21 protein-coding genes are annotated in these 24975 nt (G+C 53.3%); 15 read left to right on the forward strand and 6 right to left on the reverse strand.

Annotated elements, in window-relative coordinates; genetic code table 11:
* Positions 1-227: 227 nt before the first annotated feature.
* The 9 genes from dusB (at position 228) to hflX (ending at position 11943) form a co-directional block, all read left to right on the forward strand.
* The gene (gene dusB / locus Q3Y58_RS04385) at positions 228-1226 is read left to right on the forward strand and encodes a tRNA dihydrouridine synthase DusB (RefSeq protein WP_319621187.1); all 999 of its coding nucleotides are present in this window, start codon (positions 228-230) and stop codon (positions 1224-1226) included.
* Positions 1226-2353, forward strand: coding sequence for a two-component system sensor histidine kinase NtrB (locus Q3Y58_RS04390; RefSeq protein WP_319621188.1), 1128 nt, complete (start codon positions 1226-1228; stop codon positions 2351-2353). Before dusB ends, Q3Y58_RS04390 begins: the two co-directional genes overlap by 1 nt.
* A 12-nt stretch (positions 2354-2365) precedes the next feature.
* Positions 2366-3805 carry a nitrogen regulation protein NR(I) gene (gene ntrC / locus Q3Y58_RS04395; protein WP_319621189.1) on the forward strand — a complete coding sequence of 480 codons (1440 nt, stop codon included), beginning with the start codon at positions 2366-2368 and terminating at the stop codon, positions 3803-3805.
* A gap of 248 nt (positions 3806-4053) precedes the next feature.
* Positions 4054-6255, forward strand: coding sequence for a sensor histidine kinase NtrY-like (locus Q3Y58_RS04400; RefSeq protein WP_319621190.1), 2202 nt, complete (start codon positions 4054-4056; stop codon positions 6253-6255).
* Entirely contained in the window at positions 6245-7612 is a 1368-nt protein-coding gene (ntrX, locus tag Q3Y58_RS04405; RefSeq protein WP_274216811.1) for a nitrogen assimilation response regulator NtrX, read from the forward strand. The genes Q3Y58_RS04400 and ntrX overlap by 11 nt, the downstream gene beginning before the upstream one ends.
* Before the next feature lie 41 nt (positions 7613-7653).
* Positions 7654-9030, forward strand: coding sequence for a Trk system potassium transporter TrkA (gene trkA / locus Q3Y58_RS04410; RefSeq protein WP_274216812.1), 1377 nt, complete (start codon positions 7654-7656; stop codon positions 9028-9030).
* Between the two features lie 152 nt (positions 9031-9182).
* On the forward strand, positions 9183-10055 hold the full coding sequence (locus tag Q3Y58_RS04415; protein WP_274216813.1) for a D-amino-acid transaminase: 873 nt from the start codon (positions 9183-9185) through the stop codon (positions 10053-10055).
* A 169-nt stretch (positions 10056-10224) separates the two neighbouring features.
* The gene (hfq, locus tag Q3Y58_RS04420; protein ID WP_274216814.1) at positions 10225-10482 is read left to right on the forward strand and encodes an RNA chaperone Hfq; all 258 of its coding nucleotides are present in this window, start codon (positions 10225-10227) and stop codon (positions 10480-10482) included.
* On the forward strand, positions 10483-11943 hold the full coding sequence (hflX, locus tag Q3Y58_RS04425) for a GTPase HflX (RefSeq protein WP_319621192.1): 1461 nt from the start codon (positions 10483-10485) through the stop codon (positions 11941-11943).
* Positions 11944-11960: 17 nt separating this feature from the next.
* Here the strand turns inward: hflX and mazG are convergent, their stop codons facing one another.
* A complete protein-coding gene (gene mazG / locus Q3Y58_RS04430; protein WP_274216815.1) occupies positions 11961-12782 on the reverse strand; it encodes a nucleoside triphosphate pyrophosphohydrolase in 822 nt (273 codons plus the stop codon).
* Between the two features lie 395 nt (positions 12783-13177).
* Between mazG and Q3Y58_RS04435 the strand changes: the two genes are divergently transcribed.
* The 3 genes from Q3Y58_RS04435 (at position 13178) to Q3Y58_RS04445 (ending at position 14998) form a co-directional block, all read left to right on the forward strand.
* Entirely contained in the window at positions 13178-13810 is a 633-nt protein-coding gene (locus Q3Y58_RS04435) for a TetR family transcriptional regulator C-terminal domain-containing protein (protein ID WP_274216816.1), read from the forward strand.
* Positions 13807-14244, forward strand: a complete 438-nt coding sequence (gene arfB, locus Q3Y58_RS04440; RefSeq protein ID WP_274216817.1) for an alternative ribosome rescue aminoacyl-tRNA hydrolase ArfB — start codon at positions 13807-13809, stop codon at positions 14242-14244. Before Q3Y58_RS04435 ends, arfB begins: the two co-directional genes overlap by 4 nt.
* A gap of 121 nt (positions 14245-14365) precedes the next feature.
* Positions 14366-14998 (forward strand): hypothetical protein, encoded by a 633-nt coding sequence (locus Q3Y58_RS04445; protein WP_319621193.1) that lies wholly within the window; start codon positions 14366-14368, stop codon positions 14996-14998.
* A gap of 113 nt (positions 14999-15111) precedes the next feature.
* On the opposite strand, the gene aroQ is transcribed toward Q3Y58_RS04445, so the two are convergent.
* Positions 15112-15552, reverse strand: coding sequence for a type II 3-dehydroquinate dehydratase (gene aroQ / locus Q3Y58_RS04450; protein WP_274216819.1), 441 nt, complete (start codon positions 15550-15552; stop codon positions 15112-15114).
* A gap of 105 nt (positions 15553-15657) precedes the next feature.
* Positions 15658-16251, reverse strand: coding sequence for a TetR family transcriptional regulator (locus Q3Y58_RS04455; RefSeq protein ID WP_319621194.1), 594 nt, complete (start codon positions 16249-16251; stop codon positions 15658-15660).
* 149 nt (positions 16252-16400) lie between these two features.
* Between Q3Y58_RS04455 and Q3Y58_RS04460 the strand changes: the two genes are divergently transcribed.
* From Q3Y58_RS04460 to Q3Y58_RS04470, 3 genes are all read left to right on the forward strand, one after another.
* Positions 16401-17759, forward strand: a complete 1359-nt coding sequence (locus tag Q3Y58_RS04460; RefSeq protein ID WP_319621196.1) for an MATE family efflux transporter — start codon at positions 16401-16403, stop codon at positions 17757-17759.
* A gap of 168 nt (positions 17760-17927) precedes the next feature.
* Positions 17928-19265, forward strand: a complete 1338-nt coding sequence (locus Q3Y58_RS04465) for an aspartate aminotransferase family protein (protein ID WP_319621197.1) — start codon at positions 17928-17930, stop codon at positions 19263-19265.
* On the forward strand, positions 19262-20089 hold the full coding sequence (locus Q3Y58_RS04470) for a beta-keto acid cleavage family enzyme (protein WP_319621198.1): 828 nt from the start codon (positions 19262-19264) through the stop codon (positions 20087-20089). Before Q3Y58_RS04465 ends, Q3Y58_RS04470 begins: the two co-directional genes overlap by 4 nt.
* A 73-nt stretch (positions 20090-20162) precedes the next feature.
* On the opposite strand, the gene pflA is transcribed toward Q3Y58_RS04470, so the two are convergent.
* From pflA to mgrA, 3 genes are all read right to left on the reverse strand, one after another.
* Complete coding sequence (gene pflA / locus Q3Y58_RS04475) at positions 20163-20897, reverse strand: pyruvate formate-lyase-activating protein (protein ID WP_319621199.1); 735 nt, start codon at positions 20895-20897, stop codon at positions 20163-20165.
* A gap of 98 nt (positions 20898-20995) precedes the next feature.
* Positions 20996-23287 carry a formate C-acetyltransferase gene (gene pflB, locus Q3Y58_RS04480; RefSeq protein ID WP_319621201.1) on the reverse strand — a complete coding sequence of 764 codons (2292 nt, stop codon included), beginning with the start codon at positions 23285-23287 and terminating at the stop codon, positions 20996-20998.
* 641 nt (positions 23288-23928) lie between these two features.
* Positions 23929-24975 (reverse strand): L-glyceraldehyde 3-phosphate reductase, encoded by a 1047-nt coding sequence (mgrA, locus tag Q3Y58_RS04485; RefSeq protein ID WP_319621203.1) that lies wholly within the window; start codon positions 24973-24975, stop codon positions 23929-23931.

Raw genomic sequence — 24975 nt, forward strand, 5'->3', positions numbered from 1 at the left:
GAGCTGTCTTCGTCCTTTGTCTGTTGCAGGCATGCCATGTAGGGCCTTCACGCGCCAGTGGCCGCTTGTTCTTGGTGTTTTATTGGCCTATTCGCAGCGCTTGCTCAATACGCTGAGTGAGTATGAAGTGGAAATCGTCTGCTTGATTATTATGAGTGGTTACATTATAGGCAAATAATGCAATGCATACGGAATGTGCAGAATCCTTCAGCTCTCAGAAAACAACCATGACACTCATCGGCACGATCCCTCTTAGAAACAGGTGCGTTCTAGCGCCGATGTCAGGTGTGACTGACTTGCCGTTTCGCCAGCTTGCCTGGCGTTTCGGCGCCGGCCTCGTGGTAAGCGAGATGGTTGCGAGCGAAGCGTTGGTAACTGGGCACCCGGAATCCTTGATGCGCGCTGAAGGGGAAGGGATTTCTCCGCACGTCATTCAGCTTGCAGGCCGAGAGGCGCATTGGATGGGTGAGGGCGCGCGATTGGCTGAAGCAGCTGGTGCTGACATCATCGACATCAACATGGGATGCCCTGCCAAAAAAGTGACAAGCGGGTACTCTGGTTCAGCGCTCATGAAAGATCTGGACCATGCTTTGACATTGGTCGAGGCCACAGTCGCCGCCGTGAAGGTGCCCGTTACCTTGAAGATGCGGCTTGGCTGGGATGAGAATTCCATTAATGCGCCTGAACTGGCGCGCCGTGCAGTGGATGCCGGTGTGCAGATGATTACGGTGCACGGGCGCACGCGCAGCCAGTTCTACAAGGGCAAAGCGGACTGGGAAGCGATTGCCATGGTGCGCGAGGTCGTTGATGTGCCTCTGGTCGCCAACGGCGATTGCTGCAGTTTTGATGATGCGACCGAGATGCTGCAAAAGTCAGGCGCTGACATGGTGATGGTGGGTCGCGGTGCTTATGGGCGGCCATGGTTATCCGGGCATGTTGGGCACTTCCTTGAAACTGGGGAGCGGCTTGAAGCGCCAAAGGGCAAGGATCTGGCAGATCTGGTTGTAGAGCACTACGACGCCATGCTGGACCATTATCCGGGCGATATCGGGCTTCGATCAGCGCGTAAGCATATTGGCTGGTACATTGAGGCCAATCTTGAAAAAACACAGGTGGCGGGTGCTGTCATGAAGCAGCTAATGACGTCGCAAGATCCGGATTGGGTTCGCACGACTCTTCACCAACTTTTTTCCGACAATACAAACTATGTGCGGAGTGCTGCATAATGAATGACGTTTCTCGGGCAGCTGGTGCAAAGGGGCTCGGCACCACAGGACAGCAGGTTCTGGATTCACTGCCTCACCCGGTGGTGGTTGTCGGAGAAGACGAAAAAATAAGCCGGGCAAATGCCGCCGCGGAGGCGTTCTTTCAAGCAAGCCTCGCAGTCCTGCAGCGTCATGATCTTTCTTACTTCGTGCCGTTTGGCAGCCCGCTCTTGAGCTTGATTTCTCAGGTACGCGAGCGCGGAGCGCCGGTTAATGAGTACAAGGTTGATATCGGCTCGCCTCGCATTGGGTCGGAAAAACTTGTCGATATTCACGCTTCGCCTTTGAGCGATCAGCCGGGGTCGGTGGTGCTGCTCTTTCAGGAGCGCACGATGGCTGAGAAATTGGACAAGCAGCTGACCTCTCGAGGCGCAGCGCGCACTGTTACTGGCCTGGCGGCCATGTTGGCACATGAAATCAAGAACCCGCTTTCAGGCATTCGTGGTGCAGCACAACTCCTTGAAAGTTCGGCGGACGAGAATGACCGGGCTCTTACCCGCCTCATCATGGAGGAGACCGACAGGATCGTGAAACTGGTGGATCGTATGGAAGTGTTTTCCGATGAGCGGCCGATTGATCGCGAGCCAGTCAACATCCACGTGGTTCTGGATCGGGTGAAGCAGGTTGCGGAGAACGGCTTTGCCAAAGACATTCGAATCGTCGAAAAGTATGACCCTTCATTGCCACCGGTTTATGCCAATAAAGATCAACTCATTCAGGTGTTCCTGAACTTGGTCAAGAATGCAGGTGAGGCGCTATCGGCTTCTTCGGATGCCGAGATTACAATAACAACAGCCTTCAGACCTGGTGTTCGCCTGTCTGTCCCCGGCGCGCGGGAGCGTGTCAGCCTGCCGCTCGAGTTCTGCGTCAAGGACAACGGACCGGGCGTACCACAGGACCTTTTACCTCATCTCTTTGAGCCTTTCATTACGACAAAAACAAACGGATCGGGGCTTGGCTTGGCGCTGGTTGCGAAAATTGTAGGAGACCATGGTGGTGTCATCGAGTGTGACAGTACCGGGCGGGGAACAACGTTTCGCATTCTCATGCCAGCCTTCTCAGCTTCAGATGCCGTTACAGAGGAATAGGAATAATCAGCGATGCCCAGCGGGACTATTCTTGTCGCCGATGATGATGCGGCCATCCGTACTGTTTTGAACCAAGCGCTCTCCCGTGCCGGTTACACGGTACGCCTCACATCCAATGCCACGACCTTGTGGCGATGGGTGAGTTCTGGAGAGGGGGATCTGGTTATCTCGGATGTGGTGATGCCGGACGAAAACGCGTTCGATGTGTTGCCACGTATTCGAAAGCTGCGTCCGGAATTGCCTGTGATCATCATGAGTGCCCAGAATACATTCATGACCGCAATCAAGGCCTCAGAGCAGGGTGCCTACGAATATTTGCCAAAGCCCTTTGACCTGAAGGAGCTCACAAACATCGTTGGGCGTGCCTTGGCAGAGCCCAAGTCCCGCCGGGTGCCCGCGGGAGAAGAGGGGCAGGACAACATTCCTCTGGTGGGGCGTTCTCCTGCAATGCAGGAGATTTACCGCGTTCTGGCGCGGCTTATGCAGACCGACCTCACCGTGATGATCAATGGTGAAAGTGGTACGGGTAAGGAACTTGTAGCCCGAGCGCTGCATGATTATGGCAAGCGCCGAAATGGACCCTTTGTCGCTGTGAATATGGCGGCCATTCCGCGGGATTTGATCGAGTCCGAACTGTTTGGGCACGAGAAAGGCGCGTTCACAGGGGCTCAGGCGCGTTCGTCCGGGCGGTTTGAACAAGCTGACGGCGGTACGCTGTTTCTGGACGAAATTGGCGACATGCCAATGGAAGCGCAAACGCGTTTGCTCCGTGTGCTTCAGCAAGGTGAATACACCACCGTTGGGGGGCGTACCCCCATCAAGACGGATGTGCGCATCATTGCCGCCACCAACAAGGATTTGCAGCACTTGATTGCGCAGGGGCTGTTTCGCGAGGACTTGTACTTCCGCTTGAACGTGGTTCCAATCCGCTTGCCACCTCTCAGAGAGCGTACCGAAGATATTCCTGATCTGGTGCGCCATTTCTTCTCTTTTGCGCAAAAGGAGGGGCTCCCATCCAAGCAAATCGAGTTGAATGCACTGGAAAAATTGCGCCGCTATCGCTGGCCTGGCAACGTGCGTGAGCTGGAGAATCTGGTTCGCCGTTTGGCCGCCTTGTACCCACAAGACGTTATCACCTCCAGTCTGATCGATCTGGAGTTGAGCCAGCCAGCCATGGCGCAGTCCAGTGACGAGGGTGCTGCCGACAATGACCTGAGCAGCGCGGTCGAGAGATTTATGGGAGAATACTTCGGCAGCTTCGGTGATGATCTGCCACCTCCAGGCCTCTATCACCGTATCCTGCGAGAAGTTGAGTATCCGCTTATCTCTGCGACCTTGGCAGCCACCCGAGGCAACCAAATCAAGGCCGCAGAACTCTTGGGCGTGAATCGAAACACCTTGCGCAAGAAAATTCGTGATCTCGATGTTCAGGTTATCAGGACATCCAGATAAGGCCCTGATCTCGTTGGGAGAGCTAGATAATTTCTTGATGAGGCCGCTTTCTGAGCTTTGGAAGCGGCCTTCTTTTCCCCAATGTCATCCGCATGAATAACCGGGTGTCGCGCATCGGCAACATGTGTGCTAATGATGCAACTGTATTTCGTAGTTTTTAGGCATCCCACGACACGTTGCGCATGATTTTCAAAGCAAACCAACAAAAAACCGAACGTAAATCTGGTTTGATGGGGCACCGAGCACGCTTGGCTGGGTTGCTCGTGGTCATTGTTTCTCTTTTGTCGATTGGGATCTCCTTCACAGTCCTTATGGGACTGACCCCGATCGTGCCCAATGCAAATGTTGTCTATGCCGCGCTTGTGTTGAACAGCGTGCTGGTGGCTTTGCTTGTCGGCCTGATCATGTGGGAGTTTTTCAAGCTCCTTAAAGCGCGCCGGCGTGGGCGCGCTGCAGCTCGGCTTCATGTGCGCATCGTCACGATGTTTTCTCTCGTGGCAGCCATTCCTGCAATTCTCGTGGCCGTTGTTGCGACAATCACGCTTGATCAGGGTCTGGATCGATGGTTCGAGCAGAGGACGCGTCAGATCATCGGCAATGCTCAGTCCGTTGCCGCGGCATACGTTCAAGAGCATGGCAATGTACTCCGCAGTACGTTGATCGCGATGGTCAATGATGTGGATCTCAACCGAAACGCTTACCACTACGAGCCGTCCCGTTTTGATCGCTTTTTCGAGACCCAGACATGGGTGCGTGGGTTGCTCGCCGCCTATATTTTGGAGCGCGACGGGACAGTGGTTACGCGGGTATTGCGCGATCCGGATGTCGAGCCCTTGCTGCCTCCAGAAATTGCCATGGAACAAGCGCAGGCGGGGGCTCCCGTTTTGATTGCGCCTGGTGTTTCGAACCTTGTTGGCGGCGTCATGAAACTCACCGCCTATGACGATCTCTATCTATATGTGACAAGAGCGCTCGACCCGCGTGTGGTTGAATACCAGCGTCTGGCAGAGGCGGGGATCAACGAGTACGCCGAGCTTGAGGCGCGCCGGTTCGGGGTGCAGCTTGCTTTTGCTCTGGTTTACGTCGGAGTGGCGCTTGTCTTGCTTTTGTCTTCCATCTGGGTGGGCTTTGGCTTTGCCAACAACCTCGTAAAGCCGATCCGAAATCTGATTGGTGCGGCGGATCAGGTTTCTCAGGGCAATTACCTTGTTGAAGTTGAGACCGACAAGGCAGCCGGCGATCTTTCAAACCTTGGCACCACGTTCAACAACATGACCTCGCAGCTGCGCGGACAGCGTGCAGCACTGCTGGCCGCAAATGATCAGATTGACAAACGCCGCAGGTTTACCGAAGCGGTGCTTTCTGGCGTTTCTTCTGGCGTCATCGGTATTGATGATGAAGGCCACATTACCCTGATCAACCGTTCAGCCTTGAATCTCTTGGATCAAGATGAGAACGAGTTGCTTGAAAGGCCGATTGCAGAAGCGGTGATTGAACTCAATGATGCCGTGGAAGAGGCTCTCAATGGCCGCGGGGATCATCGTAAATACGCTCAGGTTTCGCTGGTTCGAAATGGCCGAGAGCGAACTGTCAATGTTCGCGTGACAACGGAAGAAGCAACCCGGTCTGAGCACGGTTTTGTTGTGACACTTGATGACATCACAGACCTTGTTGCCGCGCAGCGCAATTCGGCTTGGGCAGATGTGGCACGTCGTATCGCGCACGAGATCAAGAACCCGCTGACACCGATTCAGCTTTCGGCAGAACGTATTCGTCGCCGCTACGGCAAACGCATCAGTGAAGACGACCGGCAGGTTTTTGACCAATGCGTGGACACTATCGTCCGTCAGGTGGGTGACATTGGCCGGATGGTCGATGAGTTTTCTTCTTTTGCGCGCATGCCGAAGCCGAAGATAGAGCAGGGCGATCTTCGCGCTATGGTGCGCGAAACAGCCTTCATGCTTTCCGTCTCGAACTCCGAAATGCAGATCAAGACAGAGTTGCCAGAAGAGCCGGTGCTCGCTCAGTTTGATAGCCGCTTGGTCGGGCAGGCCGTTGGAAATGTGATCAAGAACGCGACCGAAGCTGTCGAAGCGTTTCTTGAACAGACTGACACCGAGGAGAAGGGCGAGATCCGTGTCCGCCTTTATGAGCAAGGCGACAACCGCGTGATTGAGGTGATCGACAACGGAATCGGTCTGCCTTCGGAACAGCGCACCAGATTGCTTGAGCCATACATGACAACCCGAGAAAAAGGGACTGGTCTGGGCCTCGCGATTGTACGAAAAATTATGGAAGATCATGGTGGGGGGATCGAGCTGCTTGATGCGCCTGCCGTTAGCCGAGGGGGGCATGGGGCTATGGTCCGATTGACACTAGCTGCATCTCTCAACCCATCCAGTGAATCCAATCGGACAGAAGAAGTGGTGGATACAAGCCATGGCAAGTGACATTCTTATTGTGGACGATGAAGCCGATATCCGTGACCTTATCGCGGGTATCCTAGACGATGACGGCTATTCAGCACGCACTGCTGGCGACAGCGATAGCGCGTTGGAGGCCATTGCCGAAAGGCGCCCGTCGCTCGTCATTCTGGACATTTGGCTCCAAGGTAGCCGCCTGGACGGATTGGAGTTGCTTGATATCATCAAGCAGCAAAACCCTGATCTGCCGGTGGTCATCATCTCCGGTCATGGCAACATCGAAACAGCTGTATCGGCAATCAAGCGCGGCGCTTACGACTACATCGAAAAGCCTTTCAAGGCGGATCGACTGGTGCTGATCGTTGAACGCGCCCTTGAGGCTTCGAGCCTGAAGCGTGAGATCAAGGAACTGAAGCAGCGCAGTGCGGATGCCGCTCAGCTCGTCGGCTCTTCGGCGGCCATGAACAGTCTTCGCAACACCATTGAACGCATTGCGATGACAAACAGCCGCGTCCTTATCAACGGCCCGTCCGGGGCAGGTAAGGAGTTGGTAGCACGGACCATTCACGAATCCTCTTCGCGCTCCAAGGCACCGTTTGTGGTGATGAGTGCTGCAAACATCACGCCAGAGCGCATGGAGGAAGAGCTGTTCGGGATTGAGGAGACCGACAGCCAGCCTCGAAAAGTCGGCGCACTGGAGGAGGCGCACGGTGGAACGCTCTATCTCGATGAGATCAGCGATATGCCGCGCGAAACTCAGAACAAGATCCTGCGCGTTCTGGTCGACCAGAATTTTTCTCGTGTCGGTGGTTCTTCCAAAGTGAAGGTTGATGTTCGTATCTTGTCTTCAAGTGCGAGCAACTTGGAAAGCGAGGTCGCGGAAGGACGGTTCCGAGAAGATCTTTATCATCGCCTCGGTGTTGTGCCGATCCGTGTTCCGGCTCTGGAAGAGCGCCGCGAGGACATCCCGCAGCTCATCCATTACTTCATGCAGCAGATCTCTAATTCCACTGGCTTGCCGATGCGCCGAATTGGGGAAGACGCTATGGCGGTTTTGCAAACCCATGACTGGCCTGGCAACATCCGTCAGTTGCGGAACAACGTGGAACGCCTGATGATCTTGACTCGCGGAGAACCGGATGCAGTGATCACGGCCGACCTTCTGCCCTCTGAGGTGGCGTCAACACTGCCAAGTATGCCGGGTGCTGGTGGCAACACAGAGCTGATGTCCTTGCCATTGCGAGAGGCCAGAGAGCAGTTTGAGCGCGAATATCTCAAGGCGCAGGTCAGCCGTTTTGGGGGCAATATTTCGCGGACTGCGGAATATGTTGGCATGGAGCGTTCAGCGCTACACAGAAAGCTGAAATCGCTCGGACTTTCATGATAGGGTCGCGAGCAATGACTCGCGAATTGTAGGACAAAGCAATGAAAGTCGTGATTTGCGGTGCCGGGCAGGTTGGCTACGGCATCGCCGAAAAATTGGCTTCTGAGCAGAACGATGTATCCGTTATCGATACATCGCCTCAGCTGGTGAATGTTATTCGCGATACTCTGGATGTGCGGGGTTTTGTGGGCCACGGTGCGCATCCGGATGTGCTTGCGCAGGCAGGTGCGGCGGACGCAGACATGATCATCGCGGTGACGCTCTACGACGAGGTCAACATGGTGGCCTGTCAGGTCGCGCACTCCTTGTTCAACGTGCCGACCAAAGTCTCTCGTGTGCGCGCTCAAAGTTATCTGGAAAGCCGGTATAGCGACCTGTTCTCCAGAGAGAACATGCCGATCGACGTTATCATTTCGCCGGAAATCGAAGTGGGAGAGATGGTGCTGCGGCGTTTGTCGTTGCCTGGTGCCATGGAAACGGTTCGGTTTGCCGATGACCGTGTTGTGGTCGTCGGCATCGATTGTCAAGCAGATTGCCCGGTGGTTGATACGCCGTTGAGGCAGCTGACAGACCTGTTCCCAGATCTCAAATCGACCGTGGTTGGTATTTTCCGTGACGGTCAGATTTTTGTTCCGCACAGCAGTGATATGATGCGCGAAGGGGACCTGGTCTATGTATGTTGTGAGCGCGAACAAGTGCGCAGAACGCTTGGTATTTTTGGTCACGAAGAGCCAGAGGCCAGCCGCGTCATCATTGCTGGTGGTGGCAATATCGGTTCCTACGTAGCCCGCCGTCTCGAAAGCCGTCAGGTCAGAACCAAGGTGAAAATCATTGAGCAGTCCCGCGAACGCGCGATGAGTATTGCCGATGAGCTGCGCCGGACGGTTGTTCTGCACGGCAGTGCCTTGGACCAGGTGCTGCTTCAGGAGGCGGATGTAGAAGATGCGGACATGATGGTTGCCTTGACCAACGAAGATGAGGTGAACATCTTGTCGTGCGTTATGGCCAAGAAGCTGGGCTGTGAGCGCAACTTGACGCTTTTGAACAACTCCAGCTATCCGGCATTTGCGCATGCGTTGGGCATCGATACCTTCGTTAATCCACGTCAAGTGACGATCTCGAAGATCTTGCAGCACGTGCGTCGTGGCCGTATCCGCTCTGTTCACTCGCTGCAAAATGGTGTTGCTGAGGTTATTGAGGCAGAAGCTCTGGAAACATCGCCGCTCGTAGGACAGCCTCTCCGCGAAGTTGAGCTATCAGAAGGCATTCGCATTGGTGCGATCTACCGTAATGGCGAAGTCTTGCCACCAAGTGGAGAAGACAAAGTTCGCGCAAATGACCGTGTTGTTATTTTCGCTCTGGCCGAGCGCGTACGACAGGTTGAGCAGATGTTCCGTGTATCACTTGAGTTTTTCTAGGATAACGATGAGTGTATAACAGCACTGCTTTATGTAGAACTTCTGTAAAATGCCAACTGCTCTGGGATGATCGGGTAATGTTTCACTAGGAATGCCATGGCGCTTCCTTGGTGCCTTTACCCGGTTCCAATAAGATCAATCAGGAGAAACCGATGAGCAGGGTTGCATATGTCAATGGCCAGTACGTGCCCCACTCACGGGCAGCGGTCCATATTGAAGACAGGGGATACCAGTTCGCAGATGGCGTCTATGAGGTCTGCGAAATCTGGAAGGGACAAATCGTTGATCAGACGGAGCACTTGGAGCGACTGGACCGTTCTTTAAGAGAATTGGCTATTCGTGCTCCAATGGCACGAGGCGCGCTCATCAGGGTCATGAGAGAAGTGATAGAGCGCAATCGCGTCAAGGATGGTCTGATCTATATTCAGGTTACCCGCGGGGTTGCGCGTCGTGATCATTACTTCCCGCCCGAGGATACGCCGCCTTCAATTGTGATGACCGCCAAGTCAGTCTCTGCCACGAAGAATGAGGCAGCGGCAGAGCAGGGCGTTTCAGTAATCACGACTCCTGAGAATCGCTGGGCCAGGGTTGATATTAAAACCGTAGGTCTTTTGCCTAATGTACTTGCTAAACAAAAGGCTAAGGAAGCTGGGGCAAAAGAAGCCTGGTTTGTGGATAAAGACGGGTTCGTAACCGAGGGTGGTTCTACTAATGCATGGATCGTTCTTAATGATGGGACACTTGTCACACGTCCGGCGGACCACGGCATTTTGAGGGGTATTACACGCTCTGTTGTGATGAAACTGGCGGAAATGAAGGGTATTTCTGTTCAAGAGCGTGCTTTTACCGTAGAAGAGGCCAAGTCGGCACGGGAAGCGTTTATCACGGCTGCGTCTGCACTTGTAATGCCGGTGACCAGAATTGACGATACAGTTATCGCAAACGGGGCACCGGGCTCGATTGCAAGGGACTTGAGAAAAACGTTTCATGACGCGGCTGAGTTGATTAAACTCGGCGGTGCCTGAAGCGTAAGCTTCTTGGGGGCAATAACAAACTAAAGGTATTTCGGCGGTTCCAATCTAACTCGGGCAATTCTTGTGTTTGTTGGTGTCAGAGGGAGCCGTTTGAGGATGGGAACATTAAACACAGTGGATGCCGCGGCCGCGTCCGCTGAGAAATAGGATAATAAGAGAGATGGCTGACCGCGCTCAAAATCTTCAAGACACATTTTTGAATCATGTTCGTAAGCAGAAGACACCGCTTACAATTTTCTTGATCAACGGCGTCAAACTGCAGGGCGTCGTCACTTGGTTTGACAATTTCTGCGTATTGCTGCGTCGGGACGGACACTCCCAGCTCGTGTACAAACACGCAATCTCCACAATCATGCCAAACACGCCAGTACAATTGTTCGATCCTCAGGACGAAGAAGGCGAAAAAGCAGGAGGCTGATTGAAGCCCCAATCCCAAAAAGACACCGGCCTCTCGCGCAAAGACTTGGATGCGAATGTTGAGGCCGGTGAAACCGAGGTGACCCGGGGAACCCGGTCTCTCGTTGTCGTACCAGTTATCAGTTCGCGGGCGTACTCCTCCGCAAAATCCAACGAGCGTCCTTTCGGGGCCGGGCGCAGCGATGCAGCGCGCCTTGAAGAGGCCGTTGGCTTGGCCGCAGCCATTGAGCTGGATATTGTTTCCTCAGGTCTTATCAAACTCAACACCATTAAGCCGGGTACTCTGATTGGGTCTGGCAAGGTTGAAGAAATCCGTCTTCAGGTGGAGATGGACGACATCGCCTTGGTAGTGGTGGATCATCCGCTTTCTCCGATCCAGCAGAGAAATCTGGAGCGCGAGTGGAAGGCAAAAGTGATCGACCGGACAGGCTTGATCCTTGAGATCTTTGGTGAGCGTGCTCAGACAAAGGAAGGCCGCCTTCAGGTGGAACTGGCCCATCTCACATGGCAAAAGAGCCGTTTGGTGCGCTCCTGGACCCACTTGGAGCGACAGCGCGGTGGATTGGGCTTCGTTGGTGGCCCCGGCGAAACCCAGATCGAGGCGGACAGGCGCATCATTCAGGAACGCATCGCGCGCCTGCAAAAAGAACTGGAACAGGTTCAGCGCACTCGTGCCCTCCATCGCAAACAGCGCAAGAAAGTGCCGCATCCGGTGGTTGCCTTTGTTGGCTATACCAATGCTGGCAAATCGACGCTGTTTAATCGGCTAACGAACTCGGAGGTATTTGCAAAAAACCTCTTGTTTGCGACCCTTGATCCAACGCTGCGGCGCCTGAAGCTGCCTCATGGCAAAGAGGTTATTCTTTCGGACACTGTGGGCTTCATTTCAGAGTTGCCGCACAATCTGGTGGCGGCGTTCCGTGCTACGCTGGAAGAAGTCATTGAGGCGGATATTGTGCTTCATGTGCGCGACATCGCCCATGAGGATACCAAGGCGCAAGCCGCGGATGTCGACGAGACGCTTGAGCTGTTGGGTCTGAAGGTTTCAGAAGCTGATCACGTGATCGAAGTTTGGAATAAGATCGACCTGCTGGATGAAGGTTACCGTGAGCGTCTTCTGGAAGTGAACAGCGCGGATGAGGGGGCGATTGCCGTCTCTGCCATATCAGGGGACGGGACGGCTGTTCTTCTCGAGCGCATTGAGGCGAGGCTGACGGAAAAGCTGGACTCTGTCTCCATGAGCCTGCCTCTTAGTGCTGGCGCTGAGCTGGCTTGGCTCTACCAGCATTGTGAGGTGTTGGAGCGTGAAGATGGTGAGGATGCCATTCATCTGGTCGTCCGAGTTCCCGATGCGCACCGGGAGCCCGTCCGTAAGCGCTATGCCAAGTACTTCGATGGTGAAGGTGAGCTTGAAGTGCCCGATGAGAATGCGGGTGGCAACCAAGGCTACTCACCCATCTAGCGAGGCTCAGAAGGCGGCTATTTTTTCTTGGCAGCCTGCCAGTAAGCTTCCATTTCATCGAGAGAGAGGTCGGCAAGTTGCCGGCCTTCTTCATTTGCACCGCGTTCAATGTGCTCGAAACGCGCTCTGAACTTTCTGTTGGTGCGTTTAAGGGCTTCTTCGGGTGAAATGTCCAGATGCCGAGCCAAGTTTGCTACGGCGAAGAGCACATCCCCGAGTTCGTCTTCCAGTTTATCGCGATCCGGCGTATCTGCGTAAACCTCGTCAGAGAGTTCCTCGAATTCTTCTTTGATCTTCTCAAGTACCGGGCCGGCTGCTCCCCAATCGAAACCTACAGTGGACGCCTTACGTTGCAGTTTGTCTGCTTCTGTAAGGGCGGGAAAAGCAGTGGGGACGCTGTCCAGAAAGTGTTCTTGCTTTTCTGGTAGCCCCATTGCGGCGCGGCGCCGACTTTTTTCCGCGCGTTCCTCAGCCTTGATGCGTGCCCACATGCCATTTTCCATGCCGGTCGCGCGCGCTTCCTCATCTCCGAATACATGCGGGTGTCGGCGGATCATTTTGGTGGTGACAGCCTCAACTACATCTGAGAACTCGAAACTGTTCTCTTCCTCCGCCATGCGGGAATGGTAGACGACTTGCAGAAGAAGGTCGCCAAGCTCTTCGCGCAGCTCATCCATGTCACCGTTCTGGATTGCCTCCGCCACCTCATAGGCTTCCTCAATTGTGTAGGGTGCGATGGTCTCAAAAGTCTGCTCGAGGTCCCATGGGCAGCCTGTTTCAGGAGTTCTGAGAGCGCGCATTATTTCAATGAGGCGGGAGATGTCGCGGCTTGGAGTCATGATTTGATTTAAGATCCGGGAAAATGAGTGATTTCACGGCACACTATCAGCATGAAATGGCCGAGACCAGTGTCGATTACCTAGTGGTTGACCTTTGGTGATAAAGTTCAACTTTATTACATAATTTCAAAGGGATGTATGGGTTATTTAGTGTGATACCTGCATATTCGAGTGTGGCGCTCAGAGTTTGCTTTTGGATGTCGATCATGTAGCTTAAAATTGCATATCTAACGTCGCGATTGTAGTTATATAGGCTAAGCACTTCATGTGATTTCTTGGGATTTTGGTGGCTTCGGTGGATGGCCTTGGATGGAATGCAAGAATGGCATGCTATGGTTCCTTAACTTGAGGCAGTCGATAATCCTTTCTGTGCTTCTAGTTGAGGGGACCTTGAAATGAAAAATGGTGGTTCCAACGGTGACAAAACGCGCATTCAAAAAATCAATCGTGCGCGGATCATAGAGGCGGCGCTACAAACCTTTTCCCGGTCAGGTTTTCATGGTGCTACGCTAGATGAAGTAGCGGAAGCAGCGGGCATGTCCAAGTCCAATATGCTTTACTATTACCGGTCTAAGAAGGAGCTCTATGAAGCGGTAATGGAGCATATTCTTGAAGGTTGGTTGGAGCCATTGGAGCGTCTGCACAAGGACGATGATCCAGAAGAAGCGCTTGGTAGTTACATCGAAGAAAAGCTTCAGCTGTCTATCGATCACCCGGAAGCATCACGGTTGTTTGCCAATGAGGTTCTGCAGGGCGCGGGAGTGGTTGGAGACGTTCTCAAGGGATCACTAAAGAAGCTTGTTGATGAGAAAGCTGCCGTGTTGAGGGCTTGGATGCGAGCCGGCAAGATGCGGACCCTTGATCCTTATCATGTAATCTTTATGGTGTGGGCCACAACCCAGCATTACTCGGATTTTGATGTGCAGATCAAAGCCATTACCGGTAAGGGGCTGGCAAACAACTCTTTTGCGCGGGAGGCGAAACGTACGCTCAAGACCGTGCTTTTAAATGGACTTTTAGTGCGATGACTGAACAACGCCTTCTCGACGTCGGGGACGGCTATCATATCGATAAGGACGACATTCACCTGGACTTCATTCGCGCATCAGGTCCAGGCGGTCAGAACGTCAACAAGGTGTCATCGGCAGTGCAATTGCGCTTTGACCTTGCTGGCAACACAAGCTTGAAAGAAGGCCACAAGGCAAGATTGGCGCGTGCTGCGGGCAGTCGTCTCACAAATTCGGGTGAAATTGTCCTCACAGCAGATCGGTTTCGGACACAGGAGCGAAACCGTGAAGATGCTTTTGAGCGGTTGTTTGCACTCATCCGGCAGGCAGGTTACGTGCCTAAAGTACGCAAGGCAACTCGGCCGACGCTTGCCTCCAAGAAGAGGCGCCTGGAAGGCAAGAAACAACGATCTTCCACGAAAAAAATGAGAAGCCGGAAAACCATTGAGTACTAGATGTAGTCAATCCTGTTCATTCTACGGCTGATGCACATTTCCCACTGCACTTAAGATGAGGCTTTAAGGGCCATAGGAGCTTTTGGCAGAAAGGCTCGGGTTAGGGGAGTGTTGCAGCCACATGCCTTTGCGCGAAGATCCATACTATGCTGCGGAGGTTCTGTATCGAAGCCGCTTTTCACTTATTTTGATCAGGCCGGCAGAAGAACATCGGCTTGGTGCTCTGTCCAGATGGCTGGGAAGACAGCCTGCATCAGCAGTGCTTTGTCAGTTTGAGGCTGTAGCGGACGAATGCCGCAAAGACTTTATACTGGGTCCGTCCGTTGCAATTGAAAGTCATGTGTTTGATGAGCGCCGAAGCCGGATTCCTATCAAGAGGCTGGCCCGTCATATCAAGCGTACAGGAGCTTCTGCACTGGCCGTTCTTGTGCCGGTTTCAGAGCGGACTTTAGACCGAAGCCTTGAGCTTTACGAAGATCTCACTTCGCTTGGTATTCCCAGCTGTTTGAACCTCAGGGGTGGTTTGGCGCGAGTTGGTCAGGTGCTCAGGAGTGGTAAGGCAGGAAGATCGCTAACGTGCTTGCGCGGAGTGCCCACACCTGCATTGCTTGGCGAGATTTTGGAGGATGCTCACTGCGGAACGCTTGGCCCAATCTACCCAAGCACACTGTCGCGTTTGAATGGGAACACTTCAACGCCAAAGCAGGGCCTGCTCGCAACGGTGTGCAGCGGTCCTGAGCTCAAAGGAGTTTGAGCGTCTCGAAGCAAATCTTATTGTTTGCATCAGGCAAGCCGTCGCGGCTCCAGCTATGTGCAGAAAGAAAATGACAGTTGCTGTCCAGTGTCTCTTCATTGGCAGGCAGGGGATCAATCAGCCAATAAGGGCGCTACTGCATCGATTGCGAGTATGTAACCGTGCGGGCCCAAGCCGCAGATCATGCCTACAGCCTGTTTCGAAACGTAGGATGTGTGCCGAAACTCTTCACGCTGGTGAATGTTTGAGAGATGCACCTCAATGACAGGGCGTTCAACGCTGGCAATTGCGTCCATTATTGCAATCGAAGTATGCGTATAGGCACCCGCATTCAGCACAATACCTGTGTTTGTTGCACGGGTCTCGTGGATCCAGTCGATGAGCTGACCTTCGTGATTTGATTGCTTACACTCTACGTCGAGGCCCAAAGAGGCCCCGTGCTTGTGGCAGGCCTGTTCCAGTTCCGGCAGCGTGGTCTTGCCATACACTTCAGGTTGGCGCAGGCCGAGCAGGTTCAGATTTGGGCCGTTCAGGACCAGCACTTTCTTCGACATTTTCGATGGACCGCTTGCGTTTTAAGATGTTTTGACAGAACAGCATTTGCTCCTAAGAGTTCTACACTGCCGACCATCTGGTTAAAAGAGTGTTTTGCAGCTGGTTTATGCCAACTTTGCACCAAGTGTCGTCGTAATTTCATCCTCGACGATTTCAAGAGCGGTCTCTCGCGTCAGGTTTGTCTGGGGCATTGAGGAGACGTCCATGATGGTGAAGCACGCACTGATGAGCTTCCATGCCGCTTTATCCGGGTCCATGCGTCGTTCGAACTCTCCAGTCTCGATGCCCCGACGTATGACTGAGGCAACAGCTTTCTGCGTGTCGTTGTTCACCTGCGCAAAGACCTCTGCCATCTCCGGTGAGCGCTGTGCCTCATCTGCGGCGGACATCCAGATGCGTATCTCAAGTTCTTCACCGTGCTCCGGATAGCTGGCCAACAGCTTTCTGATGGCAGCCTTTGGTGTCAATTCCTCTGCCTCTGCCACCAGCTTATTGAAGCCTTTTTCGTTGGAGTATTGAAAGGCGGCGCATTTTAGTTCAGTGAGTGATGAGAAGTGGTGGTGCAGGAGACCGGTCGCCGCACCTAATTCCTTGGCTATGGCCCTAGCTGTAAGGCCAGCAAAGCCGTTTTCTCCCGCCAGTTTTATCGTCGCTTCAAGGATTGCGCGGCGGCGTTCCTCTTTCGGCATGTAGGACATTTTATTTCCTGAACACTTGACCAATTTCAAATTTGAGCATATGTCCAAGTTGTCTTGAACATCTGTTCAAAACACTAGGTCATAGAACCAAGTCAGGTCAATTCTTAAGAGCCGAGTGACCCAGTTCCGCACAGCTGGAAAGCGAAAACATGTCGAATAATGCAAAAATAACAACCGCCGCACCGTTTGGATTGTTCGCGCGATTTGCCGTTCCAGCCATCCTGGGCCTGATCGCTGTCCAATCTGCCTTCATGGTTGATGGCATTTTTGTCGGGAACTATGTTGGGCCAATCGCACTGGCTGCCATCAATCTCATGTTGCCTTTTTTCGCGTTGTTCATGGGCGTGACCATCATGCTCGTGGTGGGGGCAGCTGTTATCTGTGGCAAGTTCTTGGGGGAACGGAAGACAGGGGATGCGGCTCAGGTTTTTACAAAAGCGTTTATCTCTGTTCAGGCATTCGCGTTTCTGTTTATGGTGCTGTGCTTTTTTGGCGCGAACACGTTAGCAGGGCTGCTGGGTGCCGATGGAGACGTTTCCAGCCTTGTGGTTTCCTATATCCGGGTTGTCGCGCTGTTCCTGCCGTTGTTTGCGGCCTCCATGGCTCTTTGCATCTTTGTTCGGGTTGACGGCCGTCCCGGGTTTGCACTCGGGGCTATGTTGAACGGCGCTGCGCTCAACGTTGTTCTTGATGCTCTTCTGATTGCCTGGCTTGATATGGGAATAGTTGGGGCGGCTTTGGCAACCGGCATCGCGCAGGTTTTGGCTACCGCGATCTTGGCAACGCATTTGCTGCGCAAACAGTCCTTGCTCAAATTTGTCAAACCGAAGGGTTCCTGGCGCGTTATCGGGCGGGCGGCGTTCAACGGTCTGTCCGAATTTGTTAACGAGAGTTCTGCTGGGGTCGTAGCCTTTGTGTTCAACTGGATCTTGATGTTGGAGTTTGGTGCAGAGGGGGTCGCAGCCTTTACAATTGTAAACTACATCCTGTTTCTAGGGATCATGGTGTTCTACGGGGTCAGTGAAGCGCTGGGTCCCTTGGTGAGCATCAATTATGGAGCACGGTTGCCCGAACGCATTCTGACATTCCTTGGCTTTGGTGTTGCCACCAATGTCTTGGCGGGTCTTTGCATTATTGTGCTTCTTCTGAGTGTTCCTGAGGTCCTGGTTGGCGTTTTCTTGCGGGATGGCAGCACGCAGACACTTGACCTGACACTCGGCTTCATTGCCGTAGTCTGGCCGGTTTTTTTGTTCAACGGCATAAACATCGCGCTTTCTGGTTACTTCACCGGTATGCAGTGCGCGGGCCAATCTGCTGTGGTTGCTGCGCTCAGGGCGCTGGTGCTACCTGTGCCGCTGATCTTCATTGCAGCGTACTATTGGGGCCCCACAGGTGCGTTTGTTGCGCTACCTCTGGCTGAGGCCATGACCTTGGGAATTGCTTTGTTGATGCTTTGGTCCAAATTGCCCAAGCGGCTTGTCGGCTCTGTTGCCCCAGCGGCTGCCTAGTGAATAGAAGAGGTAGTGGCTTACCGTTGAGCTTAACGCCGAAGCACTTGATGATTTCTCTGGCGGCAAAATTGCCGAAAAGAATAATTGCCTTGTTGTCTAAGTGAAAATGCGGCCTTATCTGCTGTGAAATATGATCACAAGTTGAAGTCGTGGAACCACCGACAAATGAGCCACATTTTCCCTCGACATACCGCCATGCAACTGCCACGTGCCGTGAAGGGTGACGGGTGTTACATCATCGATCAGAACGGCAAACGTTATCTAGATGCATCGGGTGGAGCTGCCGTCTCCTGCCTTGGGCACTCCAACGAAGCGGTTCGCGACGCCATAAAAGCACAGGTAGACCGGATCGCCTTTGCTCATACAGGTTTCTTTACCAGTGAGCCTGCAGAAGAACTGGCAGATCTGCTTGCTTCCAAAGCACCAGAAAACCTTGATAGGGTATACTTGGTTTCTGGTGGGTCAGAGGCTACGGAGGCCGCGATCAAGCTGGCGCGCCAGTATCATGTTGAAAAGGGTGATGTGAGGCGTAGCCGGATTATTGCTCGTCTTCAAAGCTATCACGGCAATACTCTCGGCTCGTTGGCAGCAGGGGGCAACATGTGGCGGCGTGAGCCGTTTGAGCCGCTGCTGGTCGACATGTCCCATATTGATCCTTGCTATGCGTATCGTCACAAGCGCGAAGAGGAATCCATTGAAGACTACGGCATGCGTGCTGCCAATGCGCTTGAAGAGGAGATTTTGCGGGTAGGACCGGAAACGGTAGCCGCATTCATTGCAGAGCCTGTTGTTGGCGCAACCATGGGCGCAGTTCCGCCCGTGCCGGGATATCTTCGGCGCATCCGCGAAATCTGTGACACCTATGGCGTCCTGCTGATCCTCGATGAGGTTATGTGTGGCATGGGCCGTACAGGTTATCTTTTTGCCTGTGAGGCGGATAAGGTTACGCCAGACATCCTGTGCATGGCCAAGGGGCTGGGGGCTGGGTATCAGCCGATCGGCGCGATGATGTGCTCATCTGAGATCTATAGTGCCATTGAAAATGGTTCAGGGTTCTTCCAACATGGCCATACCTATGTTGGCCACCCGACGGCCGCAGCTGCCGCGTTGGCAGTCTTCAAGCAGTTGAGTGCAGCCGAAACCATGCCTGCGGTAAACATAGCCAGTCAGAAGCTGTTTGCAGCTTTGCGCGCGCGCTTTGGTGACCACCCACATATTGGCGATATTCGGGGGCGGGGCTTGTTCATTGGTCTGGAGCTTGTATGGAACCGGGAAACCAAAGAGCCGTTTGTGCCTGCCTTGAAGCTCAATGCGCTGGTTAAGAAACATGCCTTTACCAATGGTCTTGTTTGCTATCCCATGGGAGGGACCATCGATGGCAAGCACGGTGACCACATTCTGTTAGCGCCTCCGTTCATCATTGAAGATCAGCAGATTGAAGAGATCGTGAACCGGCTTGATGTTGCTTTGAAGGTCAGTCTTGAAGAAGCAGGCATGCCATGAGCAATGTTCGGCTGATCATGTGTGCGCCGAACGGAGCGCAGCGAACCAAAGAGGACCATCCTGCAATCCCGATGAATATTGCCGAGAGTATTGCTGCTTCTCAAGAAGCCGTCGCAGCCGGGGCGCAGGCAATTCATCTGCACGTGCGTGATGAGGAAGGGCGGCACACCCTTGATGGCGCGCGCTATGCAGAGCTGCTTCAGGAGTTCAAACTGCAACTGCCAGACACCGTCTGTCAGATCACAACGGAAGCGGCTGGTGTGTTTTCGCCGCAGCAACAAGCTGCGGCCGTAGAACAGGCGATGCCGGAAGCTGTTTCGGTGGCCCTATCGGAAATGGCCAGAGATCTTGCAGTGGCTGTGAGGTTTTACGGCTTCGCGCGAGAGGCCGGTATCGCGCTTCAACACATCCTTTATAGCCCGGCGGATCTTCAGTCCTTGTTGCGGCTTCAACAAGAAAACATCGTTCCAAGTGGCTTTGGAACCTGCCTATTCGTGTTGGGACGCTATTCAACCGGGCAGCAAAGCAGGCCTCAAGACTTGCTTTCTTTCTTTCATGCGAAAAAAGAGGGTGGTCTGACTGAGGGGGCAAAACCCTTTATGCTCTGTGCCTTTGGTCAAGCGGAAACAGCTTGTTTAGCGGCGTCTTTCACTATGGGCGGAAATGCTCGTGTGGGGTTTGAAAACAGCTTGTGGCATGCGGATGGGCGCATTGCAAAAAACAATGCGGAGCGCGTTGCCGCTGTTGCCGACATCCGTCAAAAGCTGGGGTTTTCGGACCCCAAAGACAGAGAGCAAGTGCTGTCCATGCTGGGCAAGGACTAGTGACCTAAAATTAAAAAAAAAAGGCCGGTCTATCTTGGGTCCGGCCTTCTTGAAACTCTATGTGGGAGCGTTCTTAGTGAACGTTCAAACCATATTTGCGGAAGGTGTCGCGGGCAGCTTCAGTTTGCTCATGGGAGGGTGCTTCCGTCTCATTGAGCTGGTACTTCATGCCGAGTTCATCCCACTTGTTTTCACCCATCTTGTGGAACGGCAGTACGTCCACGCGGGTGACGTTACCAAGTTCTGAGACGAATTTCGCGATGCCCTCAATGTTCTCTTGGGCGTCTGTAAGACCTGGAACCAGAACAAAGCGGACCCAAACCTCTTTTTTCTCAGCGGCAAGGCGCTTTGCGAATTCAAGCGTCGGCTCGACCTCGACACCTGTTACGTGTTTATAGGTCGCTGGTACCCATGACTTGATGTCCAGAAGGAACAGATCGATCAGATCCATCAGCTCCTCGTCCACCTTCTTGCCAAGATAGCCAGAGGTGTCGACCGCAGTGTGCACGCCCATTTGCTTGGCGCCCCACAACAACGTCTTCAAGAACTGAGGTTGGGCGAGGGGCTCTCCACCACTCACTGTCAATCCGCCGCCGCCGGTTTGGAAGTAGGTGCGATAGCTGGCTACATCCTTCAGAAGCTTATAGGCAGAGGTCTTTTCGCCCCGTTTCATTTTCATGGTGTCGGGGTTGTGACAGTACAGGCAGCGAAGTGGGCAGCCAGAGACGAACACGATGTACCGGAGACCCGGTCCATCGACGCTACCGCCAGTTTCTACTGAGTGTACATAGCCTTCGATGTCTTCCATGGGGATGCACCTTAGAACAAATGGGGCCGAATAAGAACGGGGAGCGCGATGAAATTCACCGCGCTCCCCGCTTTAGAGCACTTGGTGCTTTATTTTGATTAACGCTGACCGTGGAAAGTACGGTTGATCACGTCAAGCTGCTGTTCACGGGTCAGCTTGATGAAGTTTACAGCGTAACCGGATACACGAACCGTCAGCTGTGGGTACAGCTCTGGGTGTTCCATTGCGTCTTCAAGAGTTTCACGGTTGAAGACGTTTACGTTGATGTGGTGACCCATGTCGTGCATGTAGCCGTCCAGCAGGTTGGACATGTTCTCAATGCGCTCTGCTTCATCGTTTCCGAGTGCGTTCGGTACGATGGAGAAGGTGTAAGAGATACCGTCCTGGCTGTCTTCGTAAGGAAGCTTGCAGAGAGACTTCATGGAAGCTACTGCGCCCTTCTTGTCGCGGCCATGCATTGGGTTTGCGCCCGGTGCAAATGGCTCGCCAGCCTTACGACCGTCTGGAGTAGAGCCAGTCTTCTTGCCGTACACCACGTTAGAGGTGATGGTCAGGATAGACTGAGTTGGCATTGCATCGCGATAGAAGGTCTGGTTGCGGATCTTGCCCATGAACTTCTTCACGAGGTTTTCTGCAATGCTGTCTACGCTGTCGTCGTTGTTACCAAAGGTTGGGAAATCACCTTCGATTTCGTAGTCGACTGCCAGACCAGCTTCGTTGCGGATCACCTTGACCTTTGCGTTCTTGATCGCAGAGATACTGTCAGCAACAACAGACAGACCAGCAATACCGCACGCCATTGTGCGCAGGATGTCGCGGTCATGAAGCGCCATTTCGATGCGCTCATAGTTGTACTTGTCGTGGCTGTAGTGGATGCAGTTCAGCGCGTCCACGTATACCTTTGCGATCCAGTCCATCATCTGGTCGTAAAGTGGTTCCAGCTCGTCCCATACGAGAACGTCACCGGTGTAGGCTCTCAGGCGAGGACCGATCTGCTTGCCGGTCTTTTCGTCAACACCACCGTTGATGGCGTAGAGAAGTGCCTTTGCAAGGTTAGCGCGCGCACCGAAGAACTGCATCTGCTTGCCGATGGCCATAGCGGATACACAACATGCGATGCCGTAGTCGTCACCCCAGTAGCGACGCATCAGATCGTCGTTTTCGTACTGGACAGAAGAAGTTTCAATGGAGATCTCGGAACAGAAATCCTTGAAGCCCTTCGGCATGAACTCAGACCACAGAACAGTCAGGTTTGGCTCTGGTGCAGGGCCTAGGTTAACCAGGGTCTGCAGAACGCGGAAGGAGCTCTTGGTTACAAGAGTACGACCGTCGATGCCCATACCGCCGATAGCTTCGGTTACCCAAACAGGGTCGCCAGAGAACAGTTCGTTGTACTCTGGGGTACGCATGAAGCGAACCATACGGAGCTTCATGACGAAGTGGTCCATCAGCTCCTGTGCCTGTTCTTCGTTGATCAGGCCTGCGTCCAGGTCGCGCTGGATGTAGATGTCAAGGAAGGTAGAGGTGCGGCCGAGAGACATGGCTGCGCCGTTCTGTTCCTTGATTGCTGCCAGATAGCCAAGATACAGCCACTGGAAAGCTTCCTGTGCGTTTTCAGCAGGGCGAGAAATGTCAAAGCCGTATGCCTTGCCCATTTCCAGGAGTTCCTGAAGAGCACGGGTCTGTTCAGACAGCTCTTCACGCAGGCGCATGACGTCTTCGGTCAGAACGTTGCCATCCAGAGAAGCCTTCTGTGCTTTCTTGTCTTCGAGCAGACGTGTAATGCCGTAAAGCGCAACGCGGCGGTAGTCACCGATGATACGGCCACGGCCATATGCATCAGGAAGACCTGTTACGATACCTGCAGAGCGAGCTGCGCGGATCTCTGGGGTGTAAACGTCGAATACGCCGTCGTTGTGTGTCTTGCGGTGCTTCTCGAAAATCTCAGCAGTTTTCTCAGAGATCTTGTAGCCGTTGCTTTCCAGCGCAGCTACCGCCATCTTCAAGCCGCCGTATGGCTGCAGAGAGCGCTTCAGAGGCGCGTCGGTCTGGAAGCCAACTACCTTTTCAAGGTCTTTGTTCAGGTAGCCAGGGCCGTGAGAAGTGATCGAGGACACTACTTCGGTGTCTGCGTCGAGAACGCCCTTTTTGTTCTCTTCCTTCATCAGTTCGAGAACCTGGTCCCAAAGCTTTGTTGTTGCCTTGGTTGGACCAGCAAGGAAGTCCTTGCCGCCTTCGTAAGGGGTGTAGTTCAACTGGATGAAGTTACGAACATCAACTTCCTTGTTCCAATCGCCTTTTACGAAACCCTTGTATGCTGCAGGGGTGTCGTCGTCGAGGAATGGAAGGCTGCTGTCTGTAACCTTGTTGATGTCTTGATGGACGCCCATCTTATTTTCCCTCATTCTTGCAGTTCGGCGCGATCGACCACAAAACACCCATCCTCGGATCTGTAGTGCAACGCCTTAGCTGCGTTCCAATGCTTGGTGACCCCAATTTACGCTTCTGCGGGGGCTGTAACTTGATCTAGGTCAACAGTAAGCCGGGTAGCAGGGATGCGCGAAATGCAGACCATGTTCATGCAAAAGTATACCAACGCTGTGCTGTTTAATCTTATTCTAAAGTATGTAATCAATAAAAATGGCAGAATTCAGCCGAATTTATTTTTGTTGTTTGGATTTTTCTAAGTGTAATTACTGGAGTTAGAATGATTTGAAACTGTCATATATTAAAATTTGGCCAATTCTAATGTATACGATGCCACATTTAAACGGTTTTAGCTTAGGGGAATATGCGTAAATGGAAGATATGCAAATGAGTCGTATCTGCCATGCAAAAACTGAAATATCTTGAATCGGGCCGTAAATGGACGCCAGGGGTGGAAAATAAGAGGTATGACTACGTAGGATTTGCCTAAACAGCGCGATTCAGATGCCTTATCTCTAAGCCTTTCAGAGACCCAAAAAAAAGCCAGCCCGCGTTCGGGCCAGCTTTAAAGAAGGCTTGTTTGTAAAGGCGATCAGACGGGAACCTACTTCCTTGATGGTCCTTCACGCTCTGCAGATTGGGCCCAGATGTTTATGTCCGCATCTTTTGCATACTTATCAATCAGGGTTAGCTCCTCTTCAGAGAACTCAAGCTTCTGGATTGCACCGACGCAATCGGATACCTGCTCTGGTCGGCTGGCACCAATGAGGGCTGATGTGACACGGCCACCGCGAAGAACCCATGCCAGTGCCATCTGAGCCAATGTCTGGCCACGGCTTGCGGCAATGTTATTAAGTGCCCGAATGCTCGCCAGAGTTTCTTCTTTCAAGAAACCTTGAGGCAGGGACTTGCCTTGAGCGACGCGACTTTCTTCCGGAATACCGCCAAGGTATTTGGTGGTCAGCATACCCTGCGCCAGCGGCGAGAACACAATGCTACCGACACCTTCCTCATCAAGCGTGTCAAGCAGCCCATCTTCCTCAACCCAGCGGTTCAACATGGAATAGCTTGGCTGATGAATAAGAAGCGGGGTGCCAAGCTGCTTCAATATGGCAATTGCCTCTTTCGTTCGCTGGGCGTTGTAGGAAGAGATACCAATATAGAGGGCCTTGCCCTGGCGCACGATCTGGTCCAGTGCGCCCATTGTTTCTTCAAGTGGAGTTTCAGGATCAAAGCGGTGGGAGTAGAAAATGTCGACGTAGTCCAGCCCCATGCGTTTTAGTGATTGGTCCAGACTGGAGACAAGATACTTGCGGCTGCCCCACTCACCATATGGGCCGGGCCACATGTCATATCCGGCCTTTGAGGAAATGATCATCTCATCTCGGTAGCCACGGAAGTCCTCGCGCAGGATCTGCCCGAATGCTTCTTCAGCTGATCCTTTCGGTGGGCCGTAGTTGTTTGCAAGATCAAAATGAGTGATGCCGGCGTCAAATGCGGTTTGGCAGATCGCGCGCTTGTTTGCATGTGGGAAGTCTTCCCCAAAGTTGTGCCAGAAACCAAGCGAGATCGCCGGGAGCTTTAAGCCGCTTTTCCCGCATCGGTTGTATTTCATGGTGTCGTAGCGCTGGTCAGATGGGATATACCCCAT

The sequence above is a fragment of the Nesiotobacter zosterae genome (assembly GCF_033843645.1).
GTDB classification, from domain to species: domain Bacteria; phylum Pseudomonadota; class Alphaproteobacteria; order Rhizobiales; family Stappiaceae; genus Pseudovibrio; species Pseudovibrio zosterae.